The sequence below is a fragment of the Tepidiforma thermophila genome, from assembly GCF_002563855.1.
In the GTDB taxonomy this organism is placed as follows: Bacteria; Chloroflexota; Dehalococcoidia; order Tepidiformales; family Tepidiformaceae; genus Tepidiforma; species Tepidiforma thermophila.
Map to the genome: position 1 here is coordinate 2616360 of NZ_PDJQ01000001.1, position 16216 is coordinate 2632575.

Annotated in this window: 13 protein-coding genes; 8 read left to right on the forward strand and 5 right to left on the reverse strand. The window is 72.1% G+C overall.

Translation table 11 applies throughout. From position 1 onward, the window contains the following. The first annotated feature begins 63 nt into the window (after positions 1-63). Positions 64-3207, forward strand: a complete 3144-nt coding sequence (locus A9A59_RS12720; RefSeq protein ID WP_133117623.1) for a PD-(D/E)XK nuclease family protein — start codon at positions 64-66, stop codon at positions 3205-3207. Next, positions 3204-6482 carry a UvrD-helicase domain-containing protein gene (locus A9A59_RS12725; protein ID WP_165772731.1) on the forward strand — a complete coding sequence of 1093 codons (3279 nt, stop codon included), beginning with the start codon at positions 3204-3206 and terminating at the stop codon, positions 6480-6482. The genes A9A59_RS12720 and A9A59_RS12725 overlap by 4 nt, the downstream gene beginning before the upstream one ends. A 17-nt stretch (positions 6483-6499) precedes the next feature. Here A9A59_RS12725 and A9A59_RS12730 read toward each other — a convergent pair whose 3' ends face one another. Genes A9A59_RS12730 through A9A59_RS12740 form a run of 3 tightly spaced genes read right to left on the reverse strand, consistent with a single transcriptional unit; the run spans position 6500 to position 8554 of the window. Beyond that, the gene (locus A9A59_RS12730) at positions 6500-6850 is read right to left on the reverse strand and encodes a hypothetical protein (protein WP_133117624.1); all 351 of its coding nucleotides are present in this window, start codon (positions 6848-6850) and stop codon (positions 6500-6502) included. A gap of 14 nt (positions 6851-6864) precedes the next feature. Then, positions 6865-8268 (reverse strand): FAD-binding oxidoreductase, encoded by a 1404-nt coding sequence (locus tag A9A59_RS12735; protein WP_098504624.1) that lies wholly within the window; start codon positions 8266-8268, stop codon positions 6865-6867. A gap of 28 nt (positions 8269-8296) precedes the next feature. Continuing rightward, a complete protein-coding gene (locus A9A59_RS12740) occupies positions 8297-8554 on the reverse strand; it encodes an FmdB family zinc ribbon protein (RefSeq protein WP_098504625.1) in 258 nt (85 codons plus the stop codon). A 63-nt stretch (positions 8555-8617) separates the two neighbouring features. Between A9A59_RS12740 and A9A59_RS12745 the strand changes: the two genes are divergently transcribed. Then, the gene (locus A9A59_RS12745; protein ID WP_098504626.1) at positions 8618-9355 is read left to right on the forward strand and encodes a hypothetical protein; all 738 of its coding nucleotides are present in this window, start codon (positions 8618-8620) and stop codon (positions 9353-9355) included. Positions 9356-9358: 3 nt separating this feature from the next. Here A9A59_RS12745 and A9A59_RS12750 read toward each other — a convergent pair whose 3' ends face one another. Continuing rightward, positions 9359-9997: a carboxymuconolactone decarboxylase family protein gene (locus A9A59_RS12750; protein WP_098504627.1), complete on the reverse strand. Its 639-nt coding sequence runs from the start codon at positions 9995-9997 to the stop codon at positions 9359-9361. A gap of 736 nt (positions 9998-10733) precedes the next feature. Here A9A59_RS12750 and A9A59_RS12755 point away from each other — a divergent pair. Next, entirely contained in the window at positions 10734-11231 is a 498-nt protein-coding gene (locus A9A59_RS12755) for a hypothetical protein (RefSeq protein ID WP_098504628.1), read from the forward strand. A gap of 284 nt (positions 11232-11515) precedes the next feature. On the opposite strand, the gene A9A59_RS12760 is transcribed toward A9A59_RS12755, so the two are convergent. Then, positions 11516-12550, reverse strand: coding sequence for a hypothetical protein (locus A9A59_RS12760; protein ID WP_165772732.1), 1035 nt, complete (start codon positions 12548-12550; stop codon positions 11516-11518). 70 nt (positions 12551-12620) lie between these two features. On the opposite strand from A9A59_RS12760, the gene A9A59_RS14175 reads away from it, so the two are divergent. The 4 genes from A9A59_RS14175 to A9A59_RS12780 are packed head-to-tail and all read left to right on the forward strand — an operon-like array spanning position 12621 to position 16147. Then, positions 12621-12806 carry a helix-turn-helix domain-containing protein gene (locus tag A9A59_RS14175; RefSeq protein ID WP_165772733.1) on the forward strand — a complete coding sequence of 62 codons (186 nt, stop codon included), beginning with the start codon at positions 12621-12623 and terminating at the stop codon, positions 12804-12806. Beyond that, on the forward strand, positions 12806-12988 hold the full coding sequence (locus tag A9A59_RS12770) for a helix-turn-helix domain-containing protein (RefSeq protein ID WP_098504631.1): 183 nt from the start codon (positions 12806-12808) through the stop codon (positions 12986-12988). The genes A9A59_RS14175 and A9A59_RS12770 overlap by 1 nt, the downstream gene beginning before the upstream one ends. Then, positions 12978-15596 (forward strand): bifunctional DNA primase/polymerase, encoded by a 2619-nt coding sequence (locus A9A59_RS12775; protein ID WP_098504632.1) that lies wholly within the window; start codon positions 12978-12980, stop codon positions 15594-15596. The genes A9A59_RS12770 and A9A59_RS12775 overlap by 11 nt, the downstream gene beginning before the upstream one ends. Then, entirely contained in the window at positions 15593-16147 is a 555-nt protein-coding gene (locus A9A59_RS12780; RefSeq protein WP_098504633.1) for a hypothetical protein, read from the forward strand. The genes A9A59_RS12775 and A9A59_RS12780 overlap by 4 nt, the downstream gene beginning before the upstream one ends. Positions 16148-16216 lie beyond the last annotated feature (69 nt).

The following is a 16216-nucleotide window of genomic DNA, read 5'->3' on the forward strand; positions in this document are numbered from 1 at the left end:
AATGCGACAGGGTTTGTCGCGCGGGAGCGGTAGCATGGCCGGGTAGCCAGGCTGGAGGGCGCGATGTCAGCGGTGCGGGTCATCGGGACGGAGTACGGCAAGGCGCGCGTCGTGCTCGCGCGGGTCATCGCTGAGGGGCGGGGCAGCGACCCGCTTGCGCCGGTGACTGTGGTGGTGCCCTCGAACCTGGTTGCGCTGGACGTGCGGCGCTGGCTGGTGCGTGAGCGGCCGGTGGCCAATGTGCGGTTCCTCGTCGTGGAACGGCTGGCGGAGCTGGCGGCGGCGCCGCGGCTGCAGGCGCGGGGGATGCGGCCGCGGACGCGCTGGCTCTGGCTGGAGCACCTCCGCGTCGCGGCGGCGGCGTCCGGGGGCCGGCTCGGGGAGCTGGCGGACCACCCGGCGACGCTCCGGCGGCTGGCCGCGCTGGCTTCGGACCTGAAAGGCGCACCTGCAGAGGTGATTGAGCGGCTGGAGGCGCACCCGGAGCCGCTGGTCGCGGAGGCGGTCCGGGTGGTGCTCGCGGCGCGGCGGGCGACCCGGGACCTGTACGACGACCACGACCTGGTGGTGGAGGCTGCGGCGGCGTTCCGGGAGGGCGACCCGGCGGTCCGGGAGGCCGGGACAGTGATCTTCTACCTGCCGGACCGGATGACGCGGGCAGCGGCGGAGCTCGCGCGGGCGGCCGGCGCGACGGTCATCCTTGGGCTGACGGGCGACCGCGAGGTCGACAGCCGGTCAGCGGCGTGGTGCCGGCTGCTCGGGGCCGACCCGCCGGGAGGGCCGCCAGCGCCGCGGCTGCCGGGGCGGCTCGCGAGCCTGCCTGACCCCGAGGAGGAGGTCCGGTTTGCGACGCGCGAGGTATGGCGGCTGGCCGAGGCCGGGATACCGCTGCACAGGATGGCGATTCTGTATGGGAATGCGGAGCAGTATGCGAGCCTCGTGCACGACCGGCTGGAGGCGAGCGGCACGCCGCACAACGGCCCGGGGCTGCGCACGCTCGGGGAGTCGCTGGCAGGGCGGGCAGTGCTCGGGGCGCTGCGGGCGGCACGGAGCGAGTGGCGGCGGGATGCGGTCGCAGACTGGCTGACTTCGGCGCCGCTGGTGGTGCAGGGCGAGGAGGTGCCGGGGCACGCGTGGGACACCCTCTCGCGCGAAGCCGGTGTCGTCCGGGGGCTCGGCCAGTGGCAGCGAGCGGAAGCGGTGGTCCGGGCCGGACGGGCGGCACGGGCTGCGGATTCGCCCGGACTGGAGGCGTGGCGGGATGCGGGAGCGGCTGAGGCGAAGCGAATGGCGATGTTCGTGGCCGATGCGGCGGACCGATTCGACGGCCGGCGGGCGCTGACGGTGGCGGCGTGGGCACGCACAGCGGCTGCAGCGCTCGCGGAGTGGCTGCCGCGGTCGTGGCTGGCGCGCTTCAACGCGGGCGCCGGCGGTGGACTGGCCGAGGCGGAGCTGGCGGCCTACGACGAGGTGGTCCGGGTGCTCGAGGGGCTGGGCGGCGCGACTGCGGACGGGGCGAGCCCGGTGGGGCTGGCGGTGTTCGAGGCGACACTGCGGGAGGCGCTGGACGTCCCGGCGGGGCGGCACGGGAAGCTGGGGGAAGGCGTCTTCACCGGGACGGTGGCGGAGGCGGCCGGCATGGGCTTCGACCACGTGTTCGTGCTGGGAATGGCGGAGCGGGTCTTCCCGCCGCAGCCATCAGACGACCCGCTGCTGCCGGAGCGGCTGCGGCGGGAGCTGGACGGCGCGGTGCCCTCGGCGGCGGAGCGGCTGGTGGAGGCCCGGCGGGCCTACCTGGCGGTCGCGGCGAGCGCGGGGACGTGCGTGGTGACGGCACCACGGGTCTCGCTGCGGGACCAGCGGCCGGCGCAGCCGTCGCGGTGGTTCCTCGAGGCGGCGGGCGTGCTCAACGGCGGGCCGGTCTACGGGCGCGACCTGGAGCGATGGGGGCGGGAGCCAGCGGCGCGGCCGGGCTGGCTGACGGTTGTGGACTCGTTCGCGGCGTGGATAAAGGCGGGCGACGGGTTTGCGGACGTTCACGAGCGGGACCTCGCGGAAGTGTCGCGGGCGACGGCGGAGCCGTGGCGGCATCGGCTGCTGGTCGAGCTGGGGGTGCAGGACGGCATCACGGCGCGGGCGGAGCGTTCGCGGATGTCGGCCGCCGGCGGGTCGCCGGGGATTGGGCCGTGGACGGGGGCGGCGATCGGGCGGAGGCTGGAGCCAGGTATCGAGTTCTCGGCGAGCGCGCTGGAGGCGCTGACGAGCTGCCCGTTCCGGTTTTTCCTCGGCCACGAGCTGCGGGTGCGGGAGGCGGAGCGGCCGGAAGAGCTGGATACGATTGAGCCGGCAACCCGGGGCAGCCTGGTGCACGAGGTGCTGGAGCGGTTTGTGCTGGAGGTGAAACAGCAGCGGCATGCTGAGGTCATTGCCGGGGAGTGGACCGAGGGTGAGCGGAGGCTGCTGCTCGAGCTGGCGGACCGGGCTTTCGCGGAGTACGAGCGGCGGGGGGTGACCGGGCGGCCGGCGAGCTGGTCGGCGACCAAGGAGCGAATCCGGCAGGACCTCGCGCGGTTTCTCGACGAGGACTGGAGGTGGCGGGCGCAAGAGGGCACAGCGATCCGGGATGCGGAGCTGGCGTTCGGGGGCGGGAGCGAACGGACGGTCGAGTATGAGGTTGGCCCGGGGCGGCGGATTGCGTTCCGGGGGAAGGCCGACCGGGTCGATGTCAGGCAGGATGGCGGGCTGGTGGTCATCGACTACAAGACGGGCAGCGCGGACAGTTTCAGGGCGGCGAAGGGCAGCCAGCTCGCGAAGCAGGATGGCGGGTGGCTGCTGCAGCTGCCGATTTACGCGCTGGCGGCAGGGCAGGGGGGCGGCACGCCGCCGCGGGCGCTCTACTGGTTCATCTCGGAGGAGGGGGAGTTCGAGCGGCGCGAGGTGACGCTCGACAGTTCGACGGAGGAGCAGTTCCGGCGGGTAGTCGGTGAGGCCATGGCGCTGCGGGAGCAGGGGCTGTACCCGGCGATTGCTGGCCCGCCCAAATTCGACCGGTGGCACAACTGCCGCTTCTGCCCGTTCGACCGGGTGTGCCCGGGGAGCGACCGCGAGCGGCTGTGGGAGCGATGGAAGCAGGACCCGCGGCTGAAGCAGTTCGTCGCTGTCGTGCTCCGGGAGGGCGAGCCGGCTGCAGAGGAGGGCGAGGCATGATGCTGGCGGACCGGGACGCGCGGGAGCGTATTCTCCGCGAGACGCGGAGGACGATGTTCGTGGAGGCGGGCGCCGGCACGGGGAAGACGACGGCGCTGGTTGGGCGGATTGTCGCGCTCGTTGCCGACGGCGCCCGGATCGACCAGATAGCCGCAATTACGTTCACCGAGAAAGCCGCCGCCGAACTGACGGACCGGGTGCGCCAGCAGCTGGAGCGGGCGGCGGCAGGGGACGGCGAGTACGCGGGGCTGACGGAGGAGGCGCGAGCGCGCTGCCGTGAAGCGGCGGCGGGGATCGACGGCGCGGCGTTCCAGACGATCCATGCATTTGCGCGGAAGCTGCTGGCGGCGCACCCGGTCCAGGCGGGGCTGCCGCCGGAGTTCGACGTGCTCGACGAAACCGAGGAGGAGCTGGAGACGCGGGAGCAGGTGCGCCGGTTCCTCGATGAGATTGAGCAGGGGGATACGACGGCGCAGGCGGTGACGGTCGGCTATGCGCTCGGGCTGCAGCCGCGGCACCTGCGGGGGCTGGCGCGGAAGTTCGCGGCGGACTGGGACCGGCTGCGTGGGGTGACGTTCGAGCGTCCCGGGGAGCCGGACTGGGAGCCGCCGCTGCGTGCGCTGCTGGATGAGGTGGACCCAGAGGGGCAAACACGCACGTTTCCGGAATATTTCGCGGAACTCTGCAGGACGGCAGACCGACTGGAGGCGGCGAACCGGGCGTTTGAGCGCGCCGAGACCGCTGAGGAGCGAGTCCAGCGGCTGGTCGAGCTGCTCACGCTGGCGGCGAGGATGCCACCCGTGAAACTGAACAAGGGGAAGCGGGGGACGTTCCAGCCGGTGAAAGAGGGCTTCGAGGCATGGCTGGAGGAGGTGCGCGCGTGGACGCTGGGGAACCTGCTGCCGGCGGTGCAGACGTTCGCACTGAGGTACGCCGGGGACCGCCGGCGGAGCGGCCGGCTCACGTTCCATGACCTGCTCGTGCTGGCGGTCGACCTGCTGCGGACCGACCCTGCAGCTCGGCGGGCGGTGCACGAGCGATTCCCGCATCTTCTGATCGACGAGTTCCAGGACACCGACCCGCTCCAGGTGGAGCTGGCGGCGCTCATCGCGGGCGAGCCGCGCACCGTCGTGGCGTGGCAGGAGACGACGGTGGCGCAGGGCCGGCTCTTCTTCGTGGGCGACCCGAAGCAATCCATTTACCGGTTCCGGCGGGCAGACATCCGCATCTACCGGGCCGCGATGGGCGCGTTCGGTTCTGATGCGGTACAGCTGACGACGAACTTCCGCTCGGCGCGGCGGATTGTCGCGTGGGTGAACGGGGTGTGCGGGCGGCTGTTCGACGACGGCGGCAATGTGCAGGCGCCCTGGACGCCGCTGGAGGCGCGGCCCGATGCGCCGGAAGGCGAGCCGGTACGGGTCCTGGGCGGGCCCGTCGAGGGCGCGGGCGCCGGGGAGGTCCGCGAGCGGGAGGCTGCCGAGGTGGCGCTGGGCGTGCTGCGGGCGCGGGCCGAGAACTGGGCCGGGGGAGAGGGCGGGACGCGGTTCGAGGACATCTGCATCCTGCTGCCGCGGCGGACGGGGCTGCCGGCGCTGGAGCGGGCGCTGGCGGACCGGGGCATCCCGTTCCGGATCGAGAGCCAGTCGCTGATGTACGCGGCGGAGGAGGTACGCGACCTGGCGAATGTGCTGACGGCGATCGACGACCCGACGGACCAGGTGGCGCTGGTAGCGGCGCTGCGGTCGCCGCTGTTCGCCTGCACGGATGCGGAGCTCGCGGAGCACGCCGCGGCCGGCGGGAGATGGAGCTACGAGGCAGCGGTCCCGGACGGCAGCCCGGAGCGCGTGCGGAGGGCGCTCGAGCGGCTGGCGGCGTGGCACCGGGAGCGGTGGACGATGACGCCGGCGGGGCTGATCGAGCGGCTGCTGGGGGAGTGCCACCTGCTCCTGGCGGCGCTCGGCGACCTGCGCCCGCGGGAGGCATGGCGCCGGTACCGGATTATCGCGGAGCAGGCGCGGGCATTAACGGTGCGCGGCTCGGTGGCGACGCTGCGGCAGTTTATCGCGTGGCTCGACCAGCAGCGGGAGGAGGGCGTGCGCGTGAACGAGGCGATCGCACCCGAGCCGGACGACGATGCCGTGCGGGCGATGACCATCCACGCGGCGAAGGGACTGGAGTTCCCGGTGGTGTTCGTGATGGGGCTCGGGACTGAAGGCAGGAGCAACGACGATGCGCGGGTCTGGTGGCCGCCGGAAGGGAGCGGGCTGCCGCCGGAGGTGCGGTGCGGGAGCGGGAATGGGGCGTTCGCGACAGCAGGGTTTGCAGCGGTCGAGGCCGAAGAGGACGCGCAGGAGGCAGCGGAGGAGGCGCGGCTGTTCTACGTGGCAGCAACGCGGGCGGAGCACGCGCTCACCGTATCGCTGTATCGGGCGAAAAAGGGCACGGAAAAATCCCTGGCGGCGCGGGTGGAGCGCGCGCTCGAGGGGGCGCCGCCGGAGACGTGGGAGCGGTTCGAAGCCAGCACCGGCACCCTGCCGGCAGCGCCGACGGCAGATGGTGTTTCGTCGGGCGCCCCGCCGGTGCCGGAGCGGGCCGCATGGATGGCAGCCCGGGCGGCGCTGGCGGCGAAGGCGGGGCGGGCGCCGGTGGCGGCGGCGAGCACCATCGCGCACGAGGGGCTGGCGGATGTCCCGGAGGAGCCGGCCGACGAGCTGGCGGGACCCGAGGAGCCGTGGCGGAAGGGCCGGGCCGGCACCTCGCTCGGCCGGGCGGTCCATGCGGTGCTGCAGGGCATCGACCTTGCCACGGGGAACGGGCTGGAGGAGGCCGCGCGGGCACAGGCGGAGGCCGAGGGGATCGGCGACCGGCGGGAGGAGGTGGCGCGGCTGGCGCGGAGTGCCCTCGCGTCGCAGGCGGTGCAGGCGGCGGTTGCCAGCGGACGGTACTGGCGCGAGGTGTACGTCGGCGCAGAGCTCGACGGGACGGTGGTGGAGGGGTTCATCGACCTCCTGTACGAAAGTCCGGACGGGCTGGTGATCGTCGACTACAAGACCGACGGGCTGCGGAGCGCGGAGGAGATCGACCGGGTGATGCCGATCTACCGGCTGCAGGGCGGGGCGTATGCGGCGGCCGCGGAGGAGGCGACGGGGCGGCGGGTGGCGTCGGTGGTGTTCGTGTTTACCGAACCGCGCGAGGAACGCACGGTACCGGACCTTGATGAGGCGATGCGGGAAGCCAGGGAACGCGCCGCTCTGCTGATGAGGCGGGGTGTGTAGCCAGTTTCCGAGGGCAGTTACGCCAGCAGCCAGTCGATAGCGGGCTCGCGCGCGGTGAAGAACTCGACCGGGGCGGGATGGGGGAGTTCGCCGCGGTAGGCGAGCGCCTGGCGAAACGTGCCGAAGACCAGGGGCGATGGTGCGACGACGGCAGTCCGGAAGGGACCCAGGGACTGGACGGAACGGGCGAAGCCGGCGAGCCAGAGGACATCGGTCGTGATGTCTTGCACGTCGGTGGCGTCGAGCAGGAGGCGCCCGGACTGGACGATGCGGCGGTACCAGTCGTCGCCGGGCAGATCGACGCCGCGTACGATGCCGAGGAGGCGGAACTCGACGAATCGGCCGTGGTCGAACATTCGGTAGGCCACGATGAGCTCCCGTATCAGACGCGCCCGGGAGGTTCTGCGACGCCAGGGGCCGGCGGCTCCAGGTCGAAGATAACGCCCGGGTTGAGGATGCCGGCCGGGTCGAGCGCCCGTTTGATGGCCCGCATGGCAGAGATATCGGCAGGGGAGCGGGTGAGGCTGAGCCAGGGCTTTTTGGCGATGCCGATGCCGTGTTCTGCGCTGATGGAGCCGCCGAAGGAGGCGACGAGTTCGAGGACGGCGCCATCGGCGGCGTCGTCGTCGGGGTCGAGGCCGAGGATGTTGACGTGGAGGTTGCCGTCGCCGGCGTGGCCGAAAAGGATGGGCCGCGCAGCGGGGCGGACGGCGGCGAGGCGAGCGCGGACGGCAGGTTCGAAGGCAGCGAGGCGGTCGGCGGGGAGGGTGACGTCGAGCTTGTGGGGAATACCTTCGGCGGAGATGGCCTCGGTGTGGCGTTCGCGGCAGGCCCAGAGGCGGTCGCGGTCGGCGCGGTCGGTGGCGAGGAGGGTTGCGGCGGGGTCGGCGACGGGTTCGAGCGCGGCGGCGAGCGCGGGGGCGGGGTCGGCGGGTCCGGCGCATTCGAGCAGGAGGTAGCAGGGGTAGGGCCGCGGGAAGGGCGGGGCGAGGTGCGTGTGCCGGAGAACGAGGTCGAGGCCCTCGGGGAAGAAGACTTCGGCGGCTTCGAGGCCCGGGGCTGCGCGTCGGACGGCCCGGACGACCTGGAGGGCGGCGTCGAGGGACGGCAGGCCGAGGAGGGCCACGGCGCGGGCGGGGCGGAGGGGAACGAGCCGGAGGCGGACGCGGGTAATGACGGCGAGGGTGCCTTCGCTGCCGGCGAGGAGGCCGGGGAGGTCGTAGCCGGTGTTGTCCTTCAGCAGGCCGGGCAGGCGGCGGAGGATGGCGCCGTCAGCCAGGACAGCTTCGATGCCGATGAGCTGGTGGCGCATGGGGCCGAAGCGGATGACGCGGACGCCGCCGGCGTTGGTGGCAACCATGCCGCCGATGGTGGCGCTGGCGCGGGAGGCGAGGTCGACGCCGACGTCCCAGCCGGCCGCGCGGACGTGCTCCTGGAGGCGTTCGAGGGTGACACCGGCGCCGACGGTAACTTCGCCGGCGACTTCGTCGAAGTCCTCGATGGCGTCGAGGCGGCGGAGGCTGAGGACGGCTTCGCCGGCTCGCGGGACGCTGCCACCGACGAGTCCGGTATTGCCGCCCTGCGGTACGACGGCGATGCCGGCGGCCCGGCAGATTTGGAGGACGCCGGCGACCTCCGCAGCAGAGGCTGGCCGGACGACACAGGCGGCCGGGCCGGAGAAACGGCGGGTCCAGTCGGTTTCGTAGGAGGCGCGGGTATCGGGGTCGTCGAGGACGTGGGCTGCCCCGACGACGGCTTCGAGGCGGCGGCGGAGGTCGGGGTCCACGGGCGGAGTCTACCGCGCCGGGGGAGGTTCAGTGGGAGTGGGGGCGGGTGCCGGGGCCGTGGCTGTGGCCGTGGTGGGACCAGCGGGCTCCGCCGGAGGCGGGAGCCGGGTTGCCGAGGGATTCGCGGGCGGCACCGCGGGTGAAGGTCATCATCGGCGCGGTAAAGACGCGCTTCGCCGGGATGTTGCACATTGGGCAGTCGGCGGGGATGTCGGAGTCCTTGATGCTGCGGGAGACTTCGAAGTCGAGGCCGCAGCGTTCGCAGTGGTAGTCGTAGAGGGGCATGGGAGCCTCCGCGCGTGGTAGCTGCAGTTTACTGCACCTGCTACCTCTTGCAGAATACTGGCCATGGAGCAGGAAGGTTCGGTATCGATTGCGGAGCATGGAGCGGGGAGCACCGAAGGGCGGCCGACGCTGGCCGTGCTGGTGCACGAGGGATTCCCGGCGGAGCTGCTGATCGACGTTGAGGAGCTGTGCCGGTCGTTTTCGGGGTTCACCGGGGCGCCGGTGGCGCTGGCGGCGAGCGGGTCGCGGACGCTCGAGTCGACGCTGGACCGGCTTTCCGAGGACGACGGCGGGTGGGAGATCCGGTTCGTTGCGCCGCCGACCTCGAAGGCTGCGAGCATGAGCTCGGCGCCGTTCGTGTACCGGGAGGATGGACGGCCGGACTGGGGCGCGATGTGGCAGGGGTTCTGCGAGCTCGCGCTCTACGGCGGGCCGCCGCACCGGGGCGAGGAGGATGCGCTGCACGCGGTCGAGAACCCGCTCGAGGTGCCGGCGAACCCCGAAATCGACGCGATCGCGGAGATCCGGCGGGGGATCTATGAGACGACGGGGCTGTATTCGGAGCCGGCGGCGGAGCCGGGCTGGCTGGCGGTGACCTGCCATTCGAAGAAGATGGCGGCCTGGATGGCGGCATCGATCATCCTGGAGAACGTCGATGCCAGGTGCGACGAGGAGCGGCTGCTGGTGCCGGCGCACCCGTCGTTCCGGCTGAAGAACGAGGTGAAGAGCGTGATCACGGTGGTCGCGAAGTGCAACCACTACTGGCAGGCGCACATCGCGGCAGGCGGGGCGGCCGAGTAGCCTTCAGCGCTGGATTTGGCCCATGACATCGAAGGCGCCGGCGCCCTGGCCGGGGGCCGGGACCTCGACGATGCGTTCGTCGATGTCGTCGTACTCGAGGCGGAGCGCGCGGCAGATGGTGGCGTGCATCCGGTAGGTGGCGACGGCGTAGGTCAGCTCGAGGATGGCTTCATCGGTGAGGACCTCGCGGAGGGCGGCGAAGGTGGCATCCTGGACGCGGCCGTCCTGGAGGACGAGTTCATCGGTGTAGGCGAGGATGGCGCGGTCGACGGCGTCGAAGACGGGGCGGACGCCCCAGGCGGGGATGGCGGCGAGCTTTTCTTCGGGCACGCCGGCGGCGCGTGCGGCCTTGCAGTGCTGGGAGAAGACGAACTGGCTGCCGGCGGCGAACCCGGTGCGGACGAGGGCGAGTTCGCGCTGGTAGGGCGTGAGCGTGCGGCGGCGGCTGTTGAGGAGGGCGAAGCCGTCCTGGGCGTGGACGAGGACATCGGGGACGAGGGCGAAGACGGTCCACCAGTTGCCGGGGGTGCCGGTGGCGGTGCCGGGCTGGGCGACAGGGTCGCGGTCGCCGAAGAGGCGGTCGTATGCCTTCAGCGCCTCGGGCGAGGCTTCGGCGCGGGGGACCTGGCGAAGACGGGGCATGTGCTGGAGCTCCGGGTAGCGTGTTCGGGGGCGTACTGTAGCGGATCGGGCGGACGGTTTCCTTGCTGGCCGTCCGGACAGTTGACCGGGCGGAGGCGCATCCGTAGGTTCGGCGCTGCACTGCTGCGGGCGCGGGTTCTGCCGTGCCCCGAATTCGAAGGAGAGGTTCGCTCGACCGATGGCCTATACGAAGCCGATACCCGAGCCCGACCCCGTGAACCGTGTGTTCCCGGCAATTGATGCGCGGTCGTTCGTTATGGTACGTCCCGAATCTGGAAGAGGCCGCCTAGTGCCACGCGGAGACGTTGAATGTCGCTGGTAGATATGTACCAAATATGTACCAGCCACCCCCCGTCACAGCAAAGGGGGGGCGTATATATAACTCTCTATCTAACCCGACATACCTGACATACCAGACAGAGAGCTGCCGTGGGGGCCCGTGGCAGTCCGCAGAAGGCCGCGGGGGTAGTCGGGTTCGGCTCCGGCGTGAAGCGGCAATCCCGACGCTCCCGACATCTCCCGCCGGGGCTGCGGCGCGTGGCCCCTGCCGCCGGCCGGCGCCCGGCACTCGGGGGACGAGCCGCCCGGGGCCGCCAGGCCGCACCTTCGCTGCGGTGCATTAGCCGATGCGGTTCGCCGCAATGAATTCGGTTTTTTCTGACCGGTGGCCGTGAGAGGGCCGCGCGCCGATTCGCGCCCTTGTACAAAATGAATTTCGCTGCGATATCATGGCGGCATGGCTGGCCGGCCCCGCACCCCACGCCATCTCCTCAGCAACCCCCGCGGCAGCCGCGCCCGTGTGGCGCCCCGCATCCAGGGTGGCCGCCCCGACTGCATCCCGCCCTTCCCGCTCGAGGACACCGGCGAGCGGCGCCTGGCCCTCGAGGCGTGGACGTCCCTCTGGACGTCGTCCGCGGGGCAGTTGGTCGACCCTGTCGCCGATGCCGTCCCGTTGTACCGCTGGATGCGCGACATCGACGAGTACGAGCGCTTGTCCTCCCTGTGTGCCGCGGCGCCGACGGTTAAGTCAGCCAGCGGGCCGCGGCTGAACCCGTTGTATGCCAGGGTGGCGCAGCTCAGCCGCCAACTGGCAGCGTGGGAGGAGCGGTTCGGCCTGACACCGCGAGGCCGGCAGTTACTCCGTATCCAGGACGGCTCCCGCGCTGTGGACGACATCCTCGAGATGCTGTACTCGCCCTTCGAGGATGAGGGAGACCAGGCCGAGGACGCCTGAGAGAGACCTGCGCCCAACTTATCATGACCGCGCGAAAAATCACCGCCCCCGGCGCGGTCCTGGCGGCGCGCGGAGGGACTTTGCCCTACCCCCCTCGCGGCCGGCGCCCCCTGCTGGCTATCGACGTGCCTTCACGACCGCATGGCGGCCGCGCCGCTGCGCTCCCCATCCGCGAGTGTCACGACAGCCGACCCGTCACCGCCAGAGACCATGGCCCGCTGGAGGCGCGGCGGAACGGCGGCGGGTTGTCCGCCCCTCAGGCCCAGCTGTCGTAGGCGGTCATCTCAAACATCTAATGCCCTTTGTCGCTTGGGTGGCTTTTCGGACCGGTACTTTCGCTTGCGAATCCGCTCCTTGGTTCCGTCCTCGTGGCACCGTGGGCAGAAATTAGCGTTGGTGCGGGCTGCGCTCACATAGCGCTCGTAGACCTGCAGGCAACCGTCACAGACCGCAAGGTCCGCGCCTACGATGGTGGCGAGCAATCGCATGCCGATGCGGCCAAACCCCGTGCCGCCCAGACGCACTCGGGGGTCTGGGAGCACCCCCCCGGTGACCCATTCCCGGTCGAGCACAGGGGTTGTTTGGCCTCGCAAAAGCCAAGTGTTCAGGAAATCTGCCAGCAGGCGGCCATCGAGCAGGACAACAGCCTCCGTACAGCATGCTTGCTCGCGAATACCGAGATAGGCCTCCATCATCTGCATGGGGAGCAGAGGCCCGGCCCGAGCGCTTCGGTCCCCCCAGTTGTAGGTCGCTATCGCCCACAGGCCCTCAATCTCCACCCACAGGCGCGGCTCAAACATCCCCCATTCCCATAGGGTGCGCCAGTCAGCGTCGCTCCCGGGATTGTTCTGCCGCAGCTGGACGCCGATGTAGAGCATCGCTCGCGCGACGCGGCTGAAGAGCAGGTATCCGTCGACCCGTTCCTCCTTGTAAGCCCCGTCGAGCAATGGCACGCCTGTCAGCAATCGCTCGTAGTAAGCGTTCCCGTCCAGCGGACCCCGACTCGTGACGAGGCAGGCCATACATTTCGGGAAGCCATGTCCAGCACACAGGCCCAGGGGGCCGTATTTCTTCACGAAGCGTTCGACTCCGCGCGAGTCGGCGAGCCGGATGAACGCCTCGAGCATGCCCTTCGAACCGACGCGTTGCTTCGGACCGCCGGGAAACCACCAGCGCACGAGATCGCCCACGATTTCGACGCGCTCGGGCAGCACCCATAGGGAGTCATACGGCAGCCCGAACTCCTTCTCAAGCGAGGTGCCTGATAGCTCAGCAGCAGTGATGACTTCGCCCGGCGGCCGTGTCCCAGATTTGTCCACAAAACACCCCTTACGGCGGCACTTTACCACGTGCACTCTCAGGGGCAGCAGCAACCTCTGGAGGTCTCGTATGGAGACGTTCACGGTAGAGGAGGCGGCCATGATGCTCCGCTGCGGCCGCAACAAGGTCTTCGAGCTCATCAAGCAGGGCGAGCTCCCTTCGTTCCAGGTGGGGCGGCGCCGGATGGTACTGCGGCAGGACGTCGAGGCGCTGATTGAGCGCCGCATGAAGGCCGCGGGCCTGGGAGGTCGGTGATGGGGCCGAAGCTTGCCTACTCCATCGCCGAAGCCGCCCAGGCCCTCGGCATCGGCCGCACGCTGGCCATCAAGCTTGTCCGGTCCGGCCAGCTGCGGAGCATCAAGGTGGGGCGCCGGCGGCTGGTCCCCGCCGCGGCCCTCGAGGAGCTCCTCCAGCAGGGAGCGCCCGATGGCCGATGAGCCCCGCCACCCACACTCTGGCAGGGCGGGCCCTGGCCGTGCAAGTCCGCTGCTGGAAGCCGCCCTCGCCTACGCCCGGCGCGGCTGGGCGGTGCTCCCGCTCAGGCCGCGCGGCAAGGAGCCGCTGACCGAGCACGGCGTCAAGGACGCCACCACCGACCCGGCCACCATCGAGGCCTGGTGGCGCCGCTGGCCCAGGGCGAACGTGGGCATCGCCACCGGCACTGTCTCGAAGCTCGCCGTGCTCGACATCGACCCCCGGAACGGCGGCGACGAGGCGCTCGACGGGCTGCTCGCACAGCACGGCGGCTGGGGCATCCCGACGGATGCGGGCGGCTACCCCGAGACCTGGACGGTGCTCACCGGCGGCGGCGGACGGCACTACTACTTCGCCATCGACGGGCCGCTCCCCTCGCGGAAGCTGGCCGACGGCGTCGACCTGAAGGGGGATGGGGGCTACGTGGTCGCCCCGCCTTCGGTCCATCCCAGCGGGGCGTCCTACGAAGTCGAGGCGAGCACCGAGGACCTCCCGCCGGCGCCCGCCCCGGCGTGGCTCCTCGAGCGCGCCTGCACACGGAAAGCGCCGCTCTACCGCGAGCTGGAGGGCGAGCCGGTGCGGGAAGGCCAGCGGAACGACTACCTGGCGAGCGTGGCCGGCAAGCTGCGCCGCTGGGGGCTTTCGCAGGCGGGGATCGAGGCGGAGCTGCGCGCCATCAATGCCGCGCGCTGCGTCCCGCCGCTCCCGGACGACGAGGTCCGCCGGATTGCGGCGTCTATCGCCCGCTACGAGCCCGGCCGCCCGGCGGTGGCGGAGCTGTCGGCAGCCGACGGCGCGGGCGAGGAGTACTTCGCCGACGGGCAGGGCACCTGGCGGCGCCGGCAGGGGCGGGATGGAGAGGACGTCCTCGAGCAGCTGGCAAACTTCACCGCCCGCATCACGGACGACGTGACAGTTGACGACGGCGCCGAGCAGGTGCGGGAGTTCGAGCTCGAGGCCTCCGTCGCCGGCCGCACGGTCCGGGCTGAGGTCCGCGCGGAGGAGTTCGAGACGATGCGCTGGCCGGTGGCGAAGCTGGGCCCCGAGGCCCAGGTGGCGGCCGGGCCGTCGAAGCGCGACCACCTGCGCGCCGCCATCCAGGCCATCTCATCCCGCGCGGGCATCGCCCGGCGGCACGTCTACGCCCACCTCGGCTGGCGGGAGGCCGATGGCCGGCACGCGTTCCTCCACGCCGGCGGCGCGGTCGGGGCCGACGGGCTGGAGGTCCGCCTGCCCGCTGAGCTTGGGCGGTTCGTCCTGCCGGCGCCGCCGGCAGGCGATGAGCTCCGGGCAGCCATCAGCGGCGCCCTGGCGCTCCTCGACGTAGCGCCCGACCGCGTCAGCGTGCCGCTGCTCGCCGCGGCCGTCCTGCCGCCGCTCCTCGAACCGGACTTCGCAATCCACCTCGCCGGCCCGACGGGCGCCCGCAAGACGGAGCTTGCCGCCCTCGTCCAGCGCTTCTACGGCGCCGGCATGGACGCCCGACACCTGCCGGCCAGCTGGCGGTCGACCGCGAACGCCCTCGAGACGCTCGCCTTCCTCGCCAAGGACTGCGTGCTGGTGGTCGATGACTTCGTGCCGTCCGGCTCAGCCCAGGACGCCGCTCGGCTGTACCGTGAGGCGGAGCAGCTGCTGCGCGGCGCCGGCAACCACGCCGGGCGCCAGCGGCTCAGCCGGGACGCCCGCCTGCGGGCCGCCCGCCCGCCGCGCTGCCTGGTCCTCAGCACGGGCGAGGACATCCCGCCCGGCCACAGCCTGCGGGCCCGCACCTGGGTGGTCGAGGTCGAGCCGGACGACGTCGACCTCGACCGGCTGACCGAGCTCCAGCGGCTGGCCGCAGACGGCGTCTTCGCCGGCGCCCTGGCCAGCTACCTGGCGTGGCTTGCCCCGCAACTGGACGCCCGCCGCGCCGCGGCCAGGGCCCGCGTGGAGGCGCGCAGGGCTGAGCTTGCGGCGGGGCGGCACGGCCGGACGGCAGCGGCGCAGGCGGCCCTGGAGACTGCCCTGGGCGCCTTCCTCGAGTTCGCCGTCGAGGCCGGCGCCATCACCGCCGGTGAGGCGGGCGGGCTGATGGCGCGGGCGGTCGAGGCCCTCGGCGACGAGGGCGCCGCCGTCCAGGCCGCCGCACAGCGGGAGAGCGACCCGGCGCGGCGGTTCCTCGACCTCATCCGCTCCGCGCTGGGGAGCGGGCTGGCCCACGTCGCCAGTCGCGACGGCAAGGCGCCGCCGCCCGACGACGCCGACGCCTGGGGGTGGCGGGAGGAGTCACGCGGGGACGAGTGGCGATGGCACCCCAGAGGCGTTTGCATCGGGTGGCTCGACGGCGCCGACCTCTACCTCGACCCCGACGCCGCCATGCGGGTCGCCCAGGGCGCAGCGCCGCCCGGTGACTCCCTGCTCGCGACGCGCCGCGCGATGAGCCGGGCGCTCCGCCAGGCCGGGCTGCTCGCCTCCATCGAGCAGCAGCGGGAGACGGCCACCGTGCGCCGGGCGGTGGGCGGTGCGCAGCGCAATGTTTGGCACCTCCGCGCGGCCGCCGTCGCCGCCGGGCTGCGGGAGGGCGTCCTGTGAGCGGCGCGCCGGCCGCCGGGGACGTGCGGGAGCTCATCGACCGCTGCCTGCGAGCGGGCATCCGTCTCGCACTCGACAAAGGGGGGGAGGTGCACGCAACCTGGCCCGACACTCCGGAGGGGGAGACCCTCGTGGCAGAGCTGCGTGCGAGCCGTGAAGCCGTCGCCGCACTGCTTAAGGGGCTCCCCCGTCCGGGCGGCCACCTCGTCCGCCTGGGGCTCGCCCTGGGGCTCCGGCCGCGCTGCCGCTTCACCGTGCGCGAGCAGGGCGACCACAAGGCGGCGCAGCGGTTCGCGCAGGCGGTGGCCGACCTCTGTCGTCGCCACCCGGGGCGCGAGGTCGTGCTGATGGTGGCCGTCGAGCCGGACGGCGAACGCGTCCCCGTCCTCTGGCGGGCGGCCGTCGGCCCGGAGCTCCGCCGTGCGCTGGCCGAGCTCGTGCGCGACTACCACCTGGGCCTCGGCCGCTTCGGGCTGTGGGACGACCGTGCAACTCAAACCCCGGTCCGCGTCGGCCATACCGATCCACGACAGGAAAGCGACAACGCGTGACGCCCGGGGAGCGTAAAATGCCGCGGTGCGCCCTATCCGCGCCGCTGTGCTCCTGGCTCGGGGCTGCGG

Excerpts from the sequence above, each read along its gene's own strand:
- A9A59_RS12745 (WP_098504626.1), top strand. The coding sequence starts at position 8,618 with ATGGAGCAGGAAGGTTCGGTATCGATTGCGGAGCATGGAGCGGGGAGC.
- A9A59_RS12725 (WP_165772731.1), top strand. The coding sequence starts at position 3,204 with ATGATGCTGGCGGACCGGGACGCGCGGGAGCGTATTCTCCGCGAGACG.
- A9A59_RS12740 (WP_098504625.1), bottom strand. The coding sequence starts at position 8,554 with ATGCCCCTCTACGACTACCACTGCGAACGCTGCGGCCTCGACTTCGAA.
- A9A59_RS12720 (WP_133117623.1), top strand. The coding sequence starts at position 64 with ATGTCAGCGGTGCGGGTCATCGGGACGGAGTACGGCAAGGCGCGCGTC.
- A9A59_RS12750 (WP_098504627.1), bottom strand. The coding sequence starts at position 9,997 with ATGCCCCGTCTTCGCCAGGTCCCCCGCGCCGAAGCCTCGCCCGAGGCG.
- A9A59_RS14175 (WP_165772733.1), top strand. The coding sequence starts at position 12,621 with ATGGAGACGTTCACGGTAGAGGAGGCGGCCATGATGCTCCGCTGCGGC.
- A9A59_RS12755 (WP_098504628.1), top strand. The coding sequence starts at position 10,734 with ATGGCTGGCCGGCCCCGCACCCCACGCCATCTCCTCAGCAACCCCCGC.
- A9A59_RS12770 (WP_098504631.1), top strand. The coding sequence starts at position 12,806 with ATGGGGCCGAAGCTTGCCTACTCCATCGCCGAAGCCGCCCAGGCCCTC.
- A9A59_RS12775 (WP_098504632.1), top strand. The coding sequence starts at position 12,978 with ATGGCCGATGAGCCCCGCCACCCACACTCTGGCAGGGCGGGCCCTGGC.